Origin of the sequence: Leptolyngbya sp. DQ-M1 (genome assembly GCF_039962505.1) — a bacterium.
Classification (GTDB): Bacteria; Cyanobacteriota; Cyanobacteriia; order Leptolyngbyales; family Leptolyngbyaceae; genus Leptolyngbya.
In genome coordinates, this window is record NZ_JAMPLJ010000004.1 from 227,626 (window position 1) to 244,152 (window position 16,527).

A 16,527-nucleotide genomic window follows, 5' to 3' on the forward strand; every position below is an offset into this window, starting at 1 on the left:
AGTTAGGGGCTGAGCTTCTGAATCCGCTGCTGAAGGAGTTTTGCGCCGCTGAGGTCGCCGCGCCCTTCTTTGATCAAGGCAAGAGAAACTAAGGCCTGATAATGATTTGGGTTGAGATACAGTGCTTTTTGGAAGTAGCGTTCGGCGTGAGTAATTTCGGCTTTGACTTGATGCAAGGTTCCCAGAAGTGTATAAACTTCAGCATTGGTGAGATCGTGCTGTAGATGAGCATTGCAATGGGCGATCGCGGCATCAATTTTTCCAGCATTGGCAAATTGTCGCGCTAGTTCTAAATCTGTTAAACCAGTGGGCTGCTGGATTGGTTTTGAGGGTGTGACGCTAGGCTTCGTCATCATTGGTCGCTCTGGTATGTCGCGATGCTCACGATCGCTCTGCTGCTTGACTGGAGCAGTTTTTTGAAACGCAAAGGTAAACGGTTGACGGACTGAAGTAAAGCGATCGCCCGGAACCTTGGCGGCTTCAGATGCACCGACGAATAGTAATCCGTTGGGTGATAACAATTGTTCTAATGTGTTAAAGACTTGCTCACAAGCAGCACGACTGAGATAAATCAGCAAATTGCGACAAAAAATCATGTCGTAGGTCACTTGGGCTGCTGGGAATGCAGTTAAAATATTTCCCTGATAAAAATTGATTGCTCTGCGAACGAATGATTTAACTTCATGCCCGTCTTGAGCCGGTTGAAAATAGCGGTCGCGATCGATCCAAGCTTCACCTCGAAACGAGTTTTTGCCGTAAATGCCCCGCTTGGCTTTGGCGATCGCTGTCTTACTAATGTCGATCGCATCAATATTAAAGCGATCAACGGATAAACCTGCTTCGAGCAGCGAAATCGAGATCGAATACGGTTCTTCGCCTGTTGAACAGGGAGCGCTCAAAATTCGCAGTGATTCCCGCGATCGTGCTTGCTCGATCAGAAACTCAAACGGCTTTTGATCGCGAAAAAAATAAGTTTCTGGTATAACAATCTGCTCGATCAGCGTCTCTAGGGCTTGTGGAGAGGACTGTAGCGTCCTGAAGTAAGCAGGAATATCCTCAGGATCGCAGTGGGCTGCAATGACTCGCTTGAGGTTGCGGGTTCCAATTCCCTCGACATCGATCCCGATCGTTTGATTGAGTAAGGCTGCGATCGCGGCGAAGCTCATTTCAGTTGCGACTCCCCTGACGCTGCTAGATAAATCTGCTGTACATCCGCAAACAATCGATCAAGATGAATCTGCTGAATCATGCCGCAATCGTCTAGGATCATTCCTCCTAAATAGGGAGCGGCATTCATATGAACGGCGTTAGACGCAACAAATTTTGTTTTGGGTTTATCCAGGGTTTGAATCACTTGTTCTGCTAATAATCCTAGATAAGAAACCGTAGATGCTTCCGCAGACTTCACCATGATGATGCGGCTACTCAACTGGAAGCGACTCGGTGTTCCCTGAATCAATTCGCACAGATCAACCACGGGAACGATCGTGCCGCGATAGTTCAGCAATCCTGCGACGTATTTAGGAACGTAGTGCAGTTTTCGCAGCGGTACGCTCGGAATCACCTCCACGATATGAGAACTTTCGATCGCGTAAGGATCTTTACCAACGCAAAACAATAACAGCAGCATCGGAATGTCTTTGAGGTTTGACACCCTCAGTATTCCCAGGCTGAATTCATAAAAAACATACAATTCCGGCTGTATTCTAGGTGAATTCTCGGAAAACCCAGTAGGAATTCGGATTCAGCCCCAATACTTTTACCGAGATTCTACGGATGATATGGAATCGCGGCTGATCGGAAGTTAACGGCTCGACTGCGATCGCTTTAAATAACGTCCTTGCGGTGAGCCTAGAATTTGTCCTCGATCGTAAATGAGATTACCGCGCAGCATCGTCTGCTTGACCCGTCCGGTCAGTTCCATCCCCTCAAACGGTGTATAGCCCTGCTTAGAGAATGATTCAGCAGCTCGAACTACAAAGCGTTCATTCGGATCAACTAACACAAGGTCAGCATCATATCCGATCGCGATGTCCCCTTTTTGCCAGAGTCCAAACCGTTGTGCAGGATTCCAGCAGAGCAATCGCGCCATGTGGTCGTAGGACATTCCCCGCTTACTGCCTTCGCTCAGAACGCCTGAGAGGAGATATTCCGTGCCCCCAAAGCCCGATTTTGCTAGCCAGATGTTGTCTGGGTCTTGGAGACTGGCTTTCTTTTCGGCAGAGCAGCAAGCGTGGTCGCTAACAATCCAATCAATCTGATTTTGTAGCACCGCAGTCCACAGAAACTCGACATCAGCGCGCGATCGAATCGGTGGATTGACTTTCGCCCATTTCCCGGTGGGAGCTTCGACATCAAGAAGCAAATGCCCGATTGTGACTTCTCGCTTAAAGTTGATATGCGGAAATGTAGACTGCATCATTAGCGCTGCTTCAACCGCTTTACGAGAACTTAGATGCAGCAGATTGATGTTAATACAGTTTGTTTCATGAGCGAGATAGGAGGCAATGCAAATAGCAAGCCCTTCAGAGTGGGGAGGACGGGCAGCACTGTAAGCACTGAGTCCAGTCAGGCTTGAGTCCTGCTGAACGATTTTGGTATAAGCATTGAGAATCTCAGCAATTTCGCAATGTAGACTAAGGCTGATTGAATCAGCCGGATAGCGCTCTCGTAGTTGAGCTAAACCCCGCATGATGAATTCAAAGTGAGCAAAGTCATAGCGTTCTTCTTTGTTAATCATCAAAAATAGATTCTGCTGATCGGATAGACCATGCAGACCATAACCGCCATAAAACATAAAAATTTTGAACGAAGCGACCCCATATTGCTCAAACAACCATTGCATTTCATCAATGTGCTGAGCGCTAATCGGTGCAATGTGATAGCTATAATCGACGAAAAAGTTACCTTCCGATCGGGATAGCACCTCTGGGAAAAATTGCTGATAAGAGCCACCTTTATTGAGATAGTATTGTCCAGTCCGAATGTAGTTGAGGCTGGTAGTTACGCCTCCCATTGCGGCGGCTTTGCTTTCTGCGATCGCATCTTGTTCTAAGGATTGATAGATGCCAATGTGCATATGAGCATCTATCAATCCAGGAAAAGCGAGTAGATTCTGAGCATCGATGACCTCTGTTGCCTGTTCTGGGCTGATCTGTGACGCGATCTGGGCAAACTTACCATCCTTAATGCCTAGATCTAAGTGCTCTACACTAGATTGATGTGGACGAACGACACGCACGTTTTTGATCAGTTTATCCAGAATGCAAGGTTCAGACACAGCGCCTCCTACAAAATCAATAAGAACAATTTCTTCATAACTCTTAGAATGAAATCGTGACGAGTTTGCTTCTAAGCTAGGAGAAAGAACAATGGAGCAATTTAACGAGTATCATTTAGATCCCAAGGAGTTTACTTTTCTGAATATGCTTCAGGAGCAGTGGCAAGCGATTCGCGATGAATTTATCGCATTTAAGCAAAATGCTTCCCCAGCGGAAATGCAGCTTGCTCTTGATGTCATGGGGCCTAAAAGCCAAACGATCAAGACCAAAGGTAAATCGAAATATAGTGCCTTTGGTGTGTTATTTCAAGGAATGTTTATTGAACAATACATTCAGGCACATCGAATCAAATATCCCCAGTATGAGTTACAAGATGTGTCAGAAAAAGTATTTGAGTTAAAAGAGCAATATTTCCCAACATTGACAGAAGCGATCGTTGCAACAAATTCAGCTTATGATGGCATCCTGAGAAACGTATATTTCGGAACGTTTCTTCCGGGGCTAGATGTCAAGCTTCATGTGAACTATAACCCTCACATGAATCGCGGCTATCTGGGATTGATTGTGCCAGAAGGCGATATCGCGATGAAAATTTGCCATGACAAACTTTACTGGCACGAAGGCAAATTCATGGTTCTAGACCACAGCTATCCGCACTGTCCACATAATTACACGGATGACGAAAGAACAGTCCTAGTAGTTGATTTCTTCAAAACGGATCAGCCTAAATCAGAAGTGATTCAGTTTGAACGGGAATTAGTCAAACAGCGTATGGAAGAGAATCCCTACAGTTTGGGCGTTTTTGGTAAGAATGATAAAGCGACCCCAGAAGACTTTATTAAGTATGGTTTGAGCCACCAGTTAGAATGGGATAGAGCGCTCGGAAGCGCCTGAATTAGCAGATTAATTCAAGCTAAATGAGTAATAGAAATTTGCGTAGGGAATTGCGGTCTGCTACTGAGCAGTAAAGGCTTTCTCTACGCTCGTTTTCTTTGCTTCTCTAGACAAATTGCGGCTCTGCTCGACTAGCAAGTAGGCTGCGAATGCAGCGATTAGAACATTACGAATATTGAGAACAAAAAGCGCAATGATTCTCAAATTAAGCAATCTACCATATAACACTGGATACACCAGAAAAGTTGTCACAGAGATTGCGATAATAAAGGCGATCGTAATTCGATTTAATCGCAAGAGCGGTAGAAAGGGTAACACCCAAACGAGATATTGGGGTGAGAAAACTTTAGCAGTAATCATAAACACAAGCAGCGTGATTGTGATGTAAGTTGCTAGAGTTCTGTAGGTGATTTCTCCACTTGCTGCGTATTCCTGCCGAAATCCTTTTACGCAATAAAACAGCGTAATTCCTAATAAGCTCCAAGTGAGTATGGGTAGAACTTTGAGGATTGGAGTCGCAATCTCTGATGTGAAATGAAAGGCTCCATAGTTTAGCTCAAAGGAAGCATCAATGAAGCCGAACTTGCTCAACAGTAGCAGAATTCCACCCGGTAAGGTCTCGATGTGTAGTCCTCGTTGTCGGTGATAAGTCAGAAAGCTGAAGAACTTTTCTTGTGCAGCTAATGCAAAAGGTAAAAAAATCACAGCAACGGTGAGAATGTTTCCAAGTAAAAATTTTGCGCCAGCCTGATATTGCCGCTTTGTGAAGTAGTAGATCGAAAAGATAGGAATTAGAGCGACTGGATAAAGTTTTGCAGCAATTCCCAATCCTAACCAAATTCCCGCCTGAGTTGGGCGCTGTTTTAGGACAGCCCAAAATGCAATCACAGTTAAAAGCGCTGCGAAGATATCATATCGACAAAACACAACGATAAGGTTAGGCACAATCAGTGCTGCGTAGAAAGAGATCGTTCTAATCGCGGCTTTTTTAGTCTGCCAAGCCGCAATAATTCGCGAAAGTACGACTGCAATCAAGTGGCTAAAAAAAGCATTTTGAATAAATAGAAGAATTGCATACGCTGTAAAATTCAGCGGTTGCACAATGCTAGGCAATTGGGGAAGAGCGATCGATAACAGCGCCAAAGGAGGATATTCAAAATTGAAATCAGTATAAGGAAATTGTCCTTTTAACAAGTTGAGCGAATAGTCGTAATAAATGCTGATATCGTATTGCTGATACTTACGCACTAGAAATAGAAATGCAATGAATAACAGCGATACAAAAATGAGTTCGATTCGCAGTGTGTTAGAAGTCGGTCTTGCCAATTTTATTCTCATCACTCAGGTATCCTAAAAAGCGATTACTTCTGCATAACACTGCCTTTCTGTCTATCAAAGTTTAATTGTCACTCATACGTCTTTGAATACTTTTTGTGCAAGCCTTTTGCCAATAGCAGAATGAAGAATTTAACCCGCTAAACACATCTATCTAGAGTAGGAAAGCTAGACACTAATCAAAAAATGAAGCATATGTAAATCGTTATATCAGTTAGATTTGCCGTCGCTGCCTAAATATTCTCGATAGCCGCAGATTTGATTACCCCGGACATCAAAAGAGACTGCGACGCGATTTTTGTAAGGATTTCCCCACATCAATCCCTCGTCGCGAAATTCAAATACAACGGTCGTTTCGTTACTGGTGACGCGATCGAGCGTCAATTTCAACCCCGTTTCATACACTTCGGAAACATAGTTGAAAAACTCGATCGCTCTTGCTTTTCCAACATTTAATCCATGAAATTTGCCCAACGGAAACCAGAATGAAAAATCATCGGTGAGCATATCGAAGAAGGCTTGCCACTCCCCCGTTGCAAGTCCATGTTCAAAATGCGCAAAGGCTTGTCGAGCAACGGCTAATGTATTGACTGATTCTATAGTCATTTTTGGAACCTCACGACGACCTTACCGCAATTTTGACCACTCAATAGGTATTCTACGGCATCTGGAATCGACTCAATGCCATTAAAAAGGGTAGAGTCAACTGCAACCTTGAGCTTATTTGCGTAAAACAAATCGAGTAAGCGATCGCGGGCTTCCTCTGCAAATTCGGCGAAATGCGGCATCAAAAAACCACGCACCGAAGCCGATTTCCAAAACAACTTCTGATAAATTCGAGGTTGAGTAACAGATTCTAAATTACTCATATACTCGGAAATAAAACCCACCACTACTAATCGCCCTCGTATGGCTAAATGATTCACGCAAGTATCAAAGACCTGCTTACCAATACAATCAAAAACTAAATTGATTCCATTGGGATATTCTTGTTGAAGAACTGTATCGAGTGTTTCGGTTCGGTAGTTAATAATGCGATCGCAGCCCAAACTCTTTAACAACTTCACCTTCGCCTCAGAGCCGCAAATCCCAATCACATGATTTCCAGCTAACTTGGCGAGTTGTACCGCAATATGTCCGACTCCGCCTGCTGCTGCCGTGACTAAAACAACTTCTCCGCTCGTCATTTCTCCCACTTGCTCAAGTGCGACTAGGGCTGAAACTCCGGTCGGCATTAGGGTTAAAACTTCAGGCGTAGCCGCACGAATTTTCACAGCTAGATTTGCCGCGATCGCTTGATACTCCCGATAGCCTCCCCCTCGGACTGTGGTTGCAACAGCATCTCCAACTTTCAGGGTATGAACATCCTGAGCGATCGCGACCACTTCGCCCACGGCTTCGACACCTAGATCAAAGGGTGGCGTAAGATTCACATAGGGAACGTTTCCTTTACAAAGCAAAGTATCAAATCCAGCATTGATGCCAGCGAACTTGTTGCGAATTAGAACTTCTCCAGGATTCAGGGTAGGAATCGGCAGTTCTTCAAGGGCGATCGCCGAACGGAAATCATCGCTGAAGCGTTGAGCAACAAGCTTTTTGTAGGTTCTAGAAGGCATGGCAACAGTTGAATCGATCGACGCTTTTGATTACGCATTTCATTCAATCATGAGTCCGGTTGGCAATCAGGCTGTAGCATTAAAAATTGACTGACTCAGACTGACTGGCGGCTCGACGAGCCATCTGATACCAAATTGATTTTTGAGTGCGACAGATCTTGGAAGCCCCTAAATCCCCCACTCGTGGGGGACTTCAAGCCAAATCTGTTTCGGATTCTCAAAGTCCCCCAGTATAGGGGATTTAGGGGGCGAAGGATCTGTCGCATCAACAAATTGATTCGGTATGACGATACGCTTTCAGGTCTACTTAAAAACTGTAAAAGTATGGGCGAAGCCGATCAATCCTCTGGATTCCCAGCAGCGACCAATGATTTTTTAGAGGCAGCTTTAATCCCAGAAGACTGGGGTGGAGACGGTCGAGGACGGATGAATTTGTCTGGACGACGAACGGCGATTGCCTTCGGCAACAGCGAAGCTCCCGCTTCAGAGTATGTGCCTCGTCAATATCAACTCTTTGATAGTCATCGTGTCCCTGAACAAGCGTGGCAAATTCAGGGAATACCAGAGCAGCCTGCGATCTGCCGAATGCTTTCCTGGAATGATCATGGCGCATCGACAGCCAAAGTTTTGCTGCCAGCCCAATTTGAAATTCCTGCAGGCAGATTCACAGCAGACTTGGAGATCTTTGTGCTGAGCGGTGCGATTCAAGTGGGAGCATGGAAACTCAGCAAGCACTGCTACTCTTTCATTCCAGCAGGAGTGAGAGTCGGAGACTGGAAAGTGCTAAACGGTGAAAGCGCGGAAGTTTTATGGATGGAAAATGGTCGTCTCCAGTATCAAGATTTGCCGAATCATCCAGAAGCTAGACTCGGTGAGTACATTCCTGTATTGGATAGCAAATTGCTGCCTTGGGGAAAGACAGACACAGCACAATTTATCGCAGCAAACAAGAAGTGGCTGAGAAAAGCAGCGAATGGAGGTGGAGTGTGGTTACTCGCCCTTTTGCCACATTATGACGGCAAGCAGATGATGATTCAGTCCTATAACGAAGAGGCATATGGCTTGGCGGGATGGTGCGATATCGGCGACTACAGATTCGCCAAAAATCACTTTTGCTATAGCCCCAGCTTTAGCACACTTCCCAGACATATCTCAGAAGATGGTGGTTTATTCTTTGTCCGGGTCGATAGAGATTTATCCCAAGCTGGAACGGTTTTGTCCTATGGTCATTCAGGCTGACTTGGGCGTTGTCGCTCTTCTTGAATGAGCGTGCGTTGATAGATTTGGTTATTTTTGAACCAATGCCAAGTGCGAGCGCGATAGTTGTTACAAGGACTAATTTGGATCATTTCATAAAGGTAAAAGTCTGGAATTGATTTGTAACTGAACCAAAGAATTACCGTGGAATCATCAACTTCCCAAGCATGACCTTTAATACGCTCTGTATCAAACCACAGCTTTTTATCGCAGTAGGCTCCGGGAAAGCGATGTTCTTCTTGCTTGCCGTTGTCCCAGGTGTAGCGATTGATTTGATAGTAGGATGACAGGTCATCTTGGGGAAATTCACAGGTGAGATGAGATTGATGCCGATCGAGAATGGTTCCGTTACAGTCGATCAAGGTATAAGTTCCAATCCAGTCGCCTTCGTGTCGAGCAAGAACCGGCATTTCAGTCCGAATATCTAACATGATGACCTCCTATACATACCACCAAGGATTAAACACAGGCTTTGTTTTAATCAAATACGCTTTCTTTCGCATAAAACGTTTTAGGGCTGCGGCTCCCATGCGTGAGCCTCCTATTCCAGAGTAGTGAAACGCATTCTTTTCTCCTTCGTGAATCAAAGCTGTGAGGGCTGCATCATTAATACTGATTGCGCCTGCTTGAATACGATCGCCAACTTCCAATGCTTCTGAGGTTGAGCCTGCGAATACGGCTGCACCTAAACCATAAATTGTGTCATTTGCAAGCTCGATCGCTTCTTCAACCGTTGCAAAAGGCATAATGGGCATAATCGGCGCAAATGTTTCTTCGGTCATGATTTTCATGGTGTGGTTTACCCCAGTTAAAACTGTGGGGTAGCACCATAAACCACCGTCTAAAGTCTCAATCTTTCCACCACACTGCACGATCGCGCCCTTGTTGATCGCATCTTGTAGGTGATCTGCAATGATTGCTGCTTGTCGTTCGGCAATAATCGGGCCAATTTCACCATCATTAAGGGTTGGATAAGCTAATTTAAGTTGTGTTGCTTTGGCAATCAGTTGCTCGGTGAAGGGTTGAACAATGGCTTGATCGACATAAATTCGCTCAATCGACAAACAAGATTGTCCGGTATTCACCACTGAACCCCATAGAATTGCGGAAGTTGCAAGGTCGAGATCTGCGGACTTTAGAATGATCGCTGGATCTTTTCCTCCAAGCTCTAAAAATGCTGGAATGAATCGTTTTGCGGCAGCTTCTCCCACCTGTCGCCCAGTTTTTATACTGCCTGTAAAGCAGATTAAGTCAACTTGCTCGATTAAGGCGGCTCCTGTGTCTCCATCCCCCTCAACAAAAGTCAAGATGTCTCGTAGTTCAGGAACTTCATTGACGGTATCGAGTAATGGGTTGATGAAACGAGGCGCAATCTCACTGGGTTTGACAATCACAGCACAACCCGCTAATAAGGCTGGAATCGTATCAATCAGAGATAACAACAATGGGAAATTCCACGGACTGATCACACCCACAAGCGGATAGGGAACAGAATCCTGCTGTAGGTGAATAAATGGAATTGCTGTAGGCTTCTCGATTTCCTGTAATAGTTCTGGAGCGAGTTGACACCAGCGATCGAGACTCGACAGCACCGAATCAACTTCTAATGCCGAAATGTCCAATCGTCCTGTATCTGCGACTAATGCCTGAATTAATGGCTCGGAATGCTGTTGAATCGCATGTTTCCACTGCTGCAAGGCTGCAATTCGCTGCCCTAACCCAGCGGATTGCCAAGCAGGTTGAGCCAAACGCAGGCGATCGCACTGTTGAGAAAGGTCTGCTGAAATAGGAGGCATAATCCAGGCATCGACTTTGCCAGTGCGAGGATTGCGAACAGGAATCTGAGGCATTTAAATCACTCCTCGTTGAGCCAAGCGCTCGATCGTGGCTAATTGAGTTTGGATAAAGTGTTTTCGCTCGATTTCACCGTTTAGCATGGTATTGCGGGGGTAAAACTCGGAATTATGATAGCTATCCACATACGCATCAAATCGCTGGCGTGCAAGCATATTTCCTAGTCCGGGCTGCCGACGATAGCGACGGAGTGCCGCTAAATCAACTTCGGCAAACGCTGCCATACTTTCCCCTGCTCCGGTTTCAGCTAACACTAATCCTCGATAATCCACAATCTTTGAACCCCCATCGACTGATGCGATCGGAATTGAACTATCCGCGATTCCGGCGGTGTTCGACGAAATCACATACATCATATTTTCAACTGCCCGGCTAACTTTTGCAGCTTCTTTGGGCGATCGTGCTTGTCCATAAATTTCTGAAGTGGGATGAATTAAGATTTCTGCTCCCCGCATTGCTAAACAGCGTGCGACTTCTGGAAATAGAATCTCATCCGATGCAACAGCGGCAAGATTACCAATCTCAGTTTTCGCAACCGGAAACACACCCTCTAGCCCGTAATGTTCAAGATACTGATCCCAAACATCATGAGGCGTTGGCGCAAACAGCGAGTTCAACCGACGATACCGTAGAACGACAGATCCACTTGGATCTAAGACGAAACAAGTTTGAAAATACAAGCCCGGAAAATGTGGATCAAGTTCGTAAGCATTGCCTGCTAGGAAGATGCGATGTTTTTGAGCAATCTTTCCCAATGCTTCATACTCTGCGCCTGATATTTCTAAACAAGCTTTGTCTGCCCAATCTTCTAGAGATTCGCCCATCGGAAAGCCTGTGAGAAAATACTCTGGTAATACGATTAAACGACAATCAGACCCAATAAAAGCTAGGCTCACAGCAATCTGCTGATCTAAACGATCGAGGGCTTGCTGCATTTTTAATCGCGCTTCTGCGCGATCGCGGCTTTGATTGATCGCGTGACAGGTGACTTGAAGTGCTAATGCCTTGTAAGCCAGCCCGTTTTCCATCAGTTTCATGTTAATTTAAGCGATGTCGGTTATTCTTTGACTCTAGAATGATGTGTGGGACTCATTCTTATTGAAGGCGATGAAAGCAAGAACCTTACACGATCGTCTTAAAAATTTAATCTGGGCAGGCTGATGGTTTCAACTCAACTTCTGGATGCTAAATACTGGGTGAAGATTCGATCGTCGCTTGATCCGGCACGATCGAACTATTTAATCTGGACAGGCGCGATTTACTCGTTTGTCCCCGGTGAGAAACGGCAATGTTTGTTCAAGATGGTTGGAATGAGTGTGAGCCGTTGTCTTCCAACTGAAGAAAATTGCTGGGCGTTTACCTCCAGAGAGTTAACGTATTACTTAGATCCTAAAACGGGCGAAAAGCTTCAAACTTGGACAAATCCTTGGACTGAAGAAACTGTACCTGTGATGCACGTTGCCAACAATCCAATTCAAGGAACTTTTAAAGGACAATTTCCTGCTCAACTGGATGACGAAACCACAACGCTTACATTTGATATCTTTCCTGCTTATCCAAATCCATTGAATGATCCAAAGTTCGCGGAATACTTTCCAAATCCTAATTATCAAGCGGCAGAATTGTTCAAATTTGTTGTTCCATCTGCCGAACTCTTTGATGAGCAGCAACCTTCCGTTTCAAAAATATGGTTAGGTTGGGATCGGATTGGCCCTTGGCTACCTTGGATGAAAATGGGCGATCGGGCTGGGCACTTGATTTACAGCGCTTCAGGCTGCAAAGTAGCGGGATTTGATCAGCTACCGCAATTACTTCAAGACGAAATTAATACCCGAATGCCGCTCTATCGGGATGCACCGACAGCACCGCTGGATACGGAAGATATGACTTCCTGGCTCTATTTCCAGCAGCATTTTGATGCGTATCTCGCTAAGGAAACGTTTCCGATTCCAGCCGCTTAGCCTTCAATCAGTGTCCAAAAATAACCATCTGGAGCGATAAAAGAAAAACTACGATCGCCAAACTCATCCCGAACAATCTCAGTCACGCTGCGAGCCGAACTTGCTGTGATGCGATCGTGATAGTTCTCAATCTCTCTTACCCGATAGGTATAGAGCGACAGACCTAAGCATCCAGGTTGTGCTTGATCGAACCGACTCGGCAATGAATAAGCTTCTGGAAATCGCACAATATACAATCGTCCCGATCGCACTGCTTGCCAATCAGTAACAGACGATCGTGGATCATCAAATGCAGTCACAATGAACTTTTCGCCGGGTTGTAAGTCAAAAATTTCCCGTCCTGCCTGCGAAGATTCATAACTTGTCTCGACATCATCCCGAACGCGCAAGAGTCCCAGAACATCTTCATAGAACCTCAGCGTTTCCTTGCGATCGTCTTGAACAATCAGCCCCATATGCGTAATCTGACTCGCTTTCAAGGCTGCCTGCTGATTAATTTGACCATAGTTCAGCACCGTGTATCCAAAGCGTTGAAACAGTACCTGTCGAGTGAGCGGTTGCAGCAATAGCATTTCTCGAACCCCGATCGCGGAATCAATAAACGGGCGCATTTGGTGCTCTTTGTTGTAAATCTTTTCCCAGTGCGGCAATGTATAACGAATTGGAAGTCCTGCTCGATCGGCTTCTTCCGCATGATTGAGAAGCGTTAAAACATCTGCTGTCATAGTCGTTGCCCATCGATTCCCTCTGACTTTCATTGATTCCAGCGCTAAACCCTCATTTCGGGGCTGTTCCCATTGCATTAAACGGATTAAGCCGTGATCAGATGCTTGGTGACTCAGGCGAACGGATTGCAATGAAGAGTCCACTTGATAGAGGGTTTGGGCGATCGCAGCAGAAAGTTTTCCTGCTTGAGCCATCTCATATCCAAACTGCTGCCAATACTCGATCGCGGATTCTATGTCAGAAACACCGATACAGACTTCGTAAATTCCAGCGATCGCAGAGGACAAAGACATAACTATTCTAAGAAGGTCAACGATGTCATTGTGTCAGCCGATGAATTAGATTGCAACTTGTAACGTTTTTTGACAAACACCAATGATGTAACACTTCTCCAAAGATTGCTATAACCCTATGTGGGTCACAATGCTTTACTTCAAGTAACTATAGGATACTGTCGGTAACTCATACCAAATTGATTTTTGAGTGCGACAGATCTTGGAAGCCCCCTAAATCCCCCACGCGTGGGGGACTTCAAGCCAAATCTGTTTCGGATTCTCAAAGTCCCCCAGTATGGGGGATTTGGGGGCGAGAATCTGTCGCATCCACAAATCAATCTGGTATTACATGGCTGTAATTATCTGGCAAATGCTGCGGCTCTACTCCTTAGAAACGGGGTAAACCTCTGCACCATCCCATCTTAAGCTAGATCAAAGTCATGGCGGCTAGTAGGAACAAAGCTAAGCCCATAGCATTCTTCCCAAAAACAGCCAAAACAACCATGCAATGTAATGAATGATAACGATCGCCCAAAACGCAGCTTGATAAGACTCTTTCTGACTTTTGTGCCGCAGCATTCGCTGGGCGATAAACCCACCCAACCATCCACCTGCAAGTTCACATAGATGTAGCGTTTGTTCAGAGGTGCGCCAGTCCTTGCGTTTAGCACGAGATTTATCATCAGCGTATAGCGCGTAGGTTACTAAACTCATCGTAGGGTAAAGGACAATTGGAAAAGGATTGCGCGTCGTCAACGTAAAATGAATGATTCCAACCAAAGGCAGAAGTGACAACAAGACTACCTCAACTAGCGGGAAGCTTGAAGCCGTAGCATCAGAAGATGTAGCGCGATGACTCAAAGGCGCTGGTTTGTTTCTTGCTCCTAGAATAAATGCGTTGCAAGCGCGGACTCTTCCATCTGAGTCAACTACGCAGTGGTAATAAATCATGTCGTTTTCTTGTGGACGGCGAGTTGCATCTCGCACTTCAGAAATATGCAAAAAAACTTCTTGGCTCCCATCAACGGGTTGGATAAAACCAAAGCCACGCTCATCTTTCCATTTTGTCAGCTTTCCACTGCGGAGACCGGGTTGCATGAAAAATCTCAATAATGAAAACTTCGCAATTTTAGCAAAACACCTTCAAGTACAGCCACAACCAAAAAATAAAGCAGCCCAACTCTTATTACACTGAATCTTTCCATATATCACTCCATATTGACGTACTACATGGAACGTTTTCGGCGTATCACGCCTTATTGACATATTTAGACGGAAATTCTTCCGCATAGTAAGCTCATGTAGATGAATATACGGAAAATTTCAACATATTTCCCACCTTATATCTGGAGAAGCTTTCTACAGAATAGACAACTTGGCAAATTCTTATCGAAGGTATTAATATTGCTTTCATTTCTGTTGTCGATCGAGCAAAATCAGTAATACCCCTCATTAGAAATACAACAACTTAGATTATGTTAACAACGAAAGCTTATTAACCAATCTTTCCATCTAAGCTTGTAGTAGCATCAACCGAGTCGGCTCAAGCTGAACAAACCAAGGAAAATCTTTGTATTTTATAACGTCCCATCTCTCTTTGAAAACTTCAGCTTGAATGTGATAATCCTGTCGATCGACAATATCCGATGTGAACTTCAGAAAAACGGTCATTCGGTGCGGCGTTTCACTTGTGGCAACCAACCAGCAAGGAAACGCATTTTCCGCAGTTAGATCGTCTGTAAATCGAATCTGATGGGCACGAATTCCGGCATAAGCGAATCGATCGGGTAAGGGTTCAATTACTCGTAAGCGAATGCCCCAATCTATTGCATAAATCTCTTGTTCTGTGATGACTTGGACTGGAGAAATGTTCTTGCATCCGGTCAGTTGAGCCACACCTAATCTACCGGGTCTTGCGAAAATGTCATACTTTGAACCATATGCAAGCGTCTGTCCTTGCTCCAGAACAATCAAATCATCACACACCCGATACGCTTCTTCTAAGTTGTGGGTGACAAACAAGCTCACGCCCTTAAACTCTCGGAGTCGTGCAATCACTTCTTGTTCCATTTGACTCCGCAGATGGGTATCTAAGGCTGAAAAAGGTTCATCGAGCAGAACTACCTCTGGCTCACTTGCAAGTACCCGCGCTAATGCAACCCGCTGCTGTTGTCCGCCAGACAACTGATGCGGATAGCGATCGCCATACCCTTGTAATTGTACTGAATTCAACTGAGCTTCGATGCGCTGACGTGCTTCACGTTTAGCAAGAGACCTCGGTAAGCCAAAAGCAATGTTTTCTGCAACAGTTAGGTTCGGAAATAAAGCGTAGTTCTGCACCAGAAAACCGACTTTGCGATCGCGGCTCGGTACATTAATTCCTGCCTTTGCATCAAACAAAACCCGCCCGTTGAGTACAATCCGTCCTTGTGTTGGACTTTCCATTCCTGCAATACAGCGCAGTAACATACTCTTTCCTGCACCTGATCCCCCTAGCATTCCTAGTGTTGATTTTGTTGCACTGAAAGTCAGATCTAAGTCGAAGGCTGCAAGCTGCTTTTGAATGTCAACAAATAAACCGGATGAAGTTGGAGAAATTGCCGCAACTGCTTTATGATTTGGCTTTCTGGCGGTTCGCAGCAGTTTCAATTGCTGCTGTCGGTCTTGCCAGAAGTTGACCGCAAAGATTCCAGACAGCGAAATCAATAGAATCATCACTGCCCAAAACCAAGCCTCATTCATTGCGCCCGCTTCTACAGCAAAATAAATTGCCATTGGAATCGTCTGCGTTTGTCCAGGAATGTTGCCTGCTAACATCAAGGTCGCCCCGAATTCACCTAATGCCCTGGCAAACCCCAGTACCGCACCTGCTAACACTCCCGGCAATGCTAAAGGCAGCAGAACTCGACGGAACACTGTCCATTCTGAAGCTCCTAAAGTCCGAGCAACGGCTAAGAAGTTCTCGTCAATCTGCTCGAACGCTCCTAATGCGGTTCGATACATCAAGGGGAATGAAACGACTGTTGCCGTGAGCACGGCTCCATACCAGGTGAATACAAGGCTGAAATCGATCGACCCCAACAACTGCCCCACCCAGCTATTCTTACCAAACACCAGCAGCAGCAAAAAACCCACCACAGTCGGCGGCAGGATCAACGGAGAGACAAAGATTCCTTCAAGAATGAATTTCCCCTTGCCGCGATAGTTCAGCATCCAATAGGCAACAGCGATTCCTGCAAAGAAGGTAAAGACAGTTGCGATCGCGGCTACTTTCAGCGAGATCCACAATGGAGCCAGATCAAGGGGAACAGTCATTGTTACATTCATT

The 16,527-nt window shown here is 45.4% G+C and carries 15 protein-coding genes; 3 read left to right on the forward strand and 12 right to left on the reverse strand.

What is annotated here, in order from left to right; all coding sequences use genetic code 11:
• Positions 1-2: 2 nt before the first annotated feature.
• From NC981_RS14385 to NC981_RS14395, 3 genes are all read right to left on the reverse strand, one after another.
• Positions 3-1,166, reverse strand: coding sequence for a CheR family methyltransferase (locus NC981_RS14385; RefSeq protein WP_348243590.1), 1,164 nt, complete (start codon positions 1,164-1,166; stop codon positions 3-5).
• A complete protein-coding gene (locus tag NC981_RS14390; protein WP_348243591.1) occupies positions 1,163-1,654 on the reverse strand; it encodes a chemotaxis protein CheW in 492 nt (163 codons plus the stop codon). Before NC981_RS14390 ends, NC981_RS14385 begins: the two co-directional genes overlap by 4 nt.
• Before the next feature lie 150 nt (positions 1,655-1,804).
• A complete protein-coding gene (locus tag NC981_RS14395; RefSeq protein WP_348243592.1) occupies positions 1,805-3,280 on the reverse strand; it encodes an amidohydrolase family protein in 1,476 nt (491 codons plus the stop codon).
• Between the two features lie 91 nt (positions 3,281-3,371).
• On the opposite strand from NC981_RS14395, the gene NC981_RS14400 reads away from it, so the two are divergent.
• A complete protein-coding gene (locus NC981_RS14400) occupies positions 3,372-4,175 on the forward strand; it encodes an aspartyl/asparaginyl beta-hydroxylase domain-containing protein (protein WP_348243593.1) in 804 nt (267 codons plus the stop codon).
• Positions 4,176-4,235: 60 nt separating this feature from the next.
• On the opposite strand, the gene NC981_RS14405 is transcribed toward NC981_RS14400, so the two are convergent.
• The 3 genes from NC981_RS14405 to NC981_RS14415 all read right to left on the reverse strand — a co-directional run bounded on the left by NC981_RS14405 (position 4,236) and on the right by NC981_RS14415 (position 7,126).
• Positions 4,236-5,513, reverse strand: coding sequence for a glycosyltransferase family 87 protein (locus tag NC981_RS14405; protein WP_348243943.1), 1,278 nt, complete (start codon positions 5,511-5,513; stop codon positions 4,236-4,238).
• Positions 5,514-5,720: 207 nt separating this feature from the next.
• Positions 5,721-6,116 carry a nuclear transport factor 2 family protein gene (locus NC981_RS14410; protein WP_190377652.1) on the reverse strand — a complete coding sequence of 132 codons (396 nt, stop codon included), beginning with the start codon at positions 6,114-6,116 and terminating at the stop codon, positions 5,721-5,723.
• A complete protein-coding gene (locus NC981_RS14415; RefSeq protein WP_348243594.1) occupies positions 6,113-7,126 on the reverse strand; it encodes a zinc-binding dehydrogenase in 1,014 nt (337 codons plus the stop codon). The genes NC981_RS14410 and NC981_RS14415 overlap by 4 nt, the downstream gene beginning before the upstream one ends.
• A 324-nt stretch (positions 7,127-7,450) precedes the next feature.
• Between NC981_RS14415 and NC981_RS14420 the strand changes: the two genes are divergently transcribed.
• Entirely contained in the window at positions 7,451-8,365 is a 915-nt protein-coding gene (locus tag NC981_RS14420) for a DUF4437 domain-containing protein (protein ID WP_348243595.1), read from the forward strand.
• Here the strand turns inward: NC981_RS14420 and NC981_RS14425 are convergent.
• From NC981_RS14425 to NC981_RS14435, 3 genes are read right to left on the reverse strand one after another with little or no spacing between them, the layout of a single operon-like run.
• Positions 8,353-8,814 (reverse strand): DUF3598 family protein, encoded by a 462-nt coding sequence (locus NC981_RS14425; RefSeq protein WP_348243596.1) that lies wholly within the window; start codon positions 8,812-8,814, stop codon positions 8,353-8,355. The genes NC981_RS14420 and NC981_RS14425 overlap by 13 nt on opposite strands.
• A 9-nt stretch (positions 8,815-8,823) precedes the next feature.
• The gene (locus NC981_RS14430; protein ID WP_348243597.1) at positions 8,824-10,233 is read right to left on the reverse strand and encodes an aldehyde dehydrogenase family protein; all 1,410 of its coding nucleotides are present in this window, start codon (positions 10,231-10,233) and stop codon (positions 8,824-8,826) included.
• Positions 10,234-11,274, reverse strand: a complete 1,041-nt coding sequence (locus NC981_RS14435; RefSeq protein ID WP_348243598.1) for a nitrilase-related carbon-nitrogen hydrolase — start codon at positions 11,272-11,274, stop codon at positions 10,234-10,236.
• A 120-nt stretch (positions 11,275-11,394) separates the two neighbouring features.
• On the opposite strand from NC981_RS14435, the gene NC981_RS14440 reads away from it, so the two are divergent.
• Positions 11,395-12,198, forward strand: a complete 804-nt coding sequence (locus NC981_RS14440; protein ID WP_348243944.1) for a DUF1838 domain-containing protein — start codon at positions 11,395-11,397, stop codon at positions 12,196-12,198.
• Here the strand turns inward: NC981_RS14440 and NC981_RS14445 are convergent.
• The 3 genes from NC981_RS14445 to modB all read right to left on the reverse strand — a co-directional run bounded on the left by NC981_RS14445 (position 12,195) and on the right by modB (position 16,514).
• Positions 12,195-13,217, reverse strand: coding sequence for a VOC family protein (locus NC981_RS14445; RefSeq protein WP_348243599.1), 1,023 nt, complete (start codon positions 13,215-13,217; stop codon positions 12,195-12,197). The two genes, NC981_RS14440 and NC981_RS14445, sit on opposite strands and share 4 nt — an antisense overlap.
• A gap of 444 nt (positions 13,218-13,661) precedes the next feature.
• Entirely contained in the window at positions 13,662-14,297 is a 636-nt protein-coding gene (locus NC981_RS14450) for a cold shock and DUF1294 domain-containing protein (RefSeq protein ID WP_348243600.1), read from the reverse strand.
• Between the two features lie 414 nt (positions 14,298-14,711).
• The gene (gene modB, locus NC981_RS14455) at positions 14,712-16,514 is read right to left on the reverse strand and encodes a molybdate ABC transporter permease subunit (RefSeq protein ID WP_348243601.1); all 1,803 of its coding nucleotides are present in this window, start codon (positions 16,512-16,514) and stop codon (positions 14,712-14,714) included.
• Between the last annotated feature and the right edge of the window lie 13 nt (positions 16,515-16,527).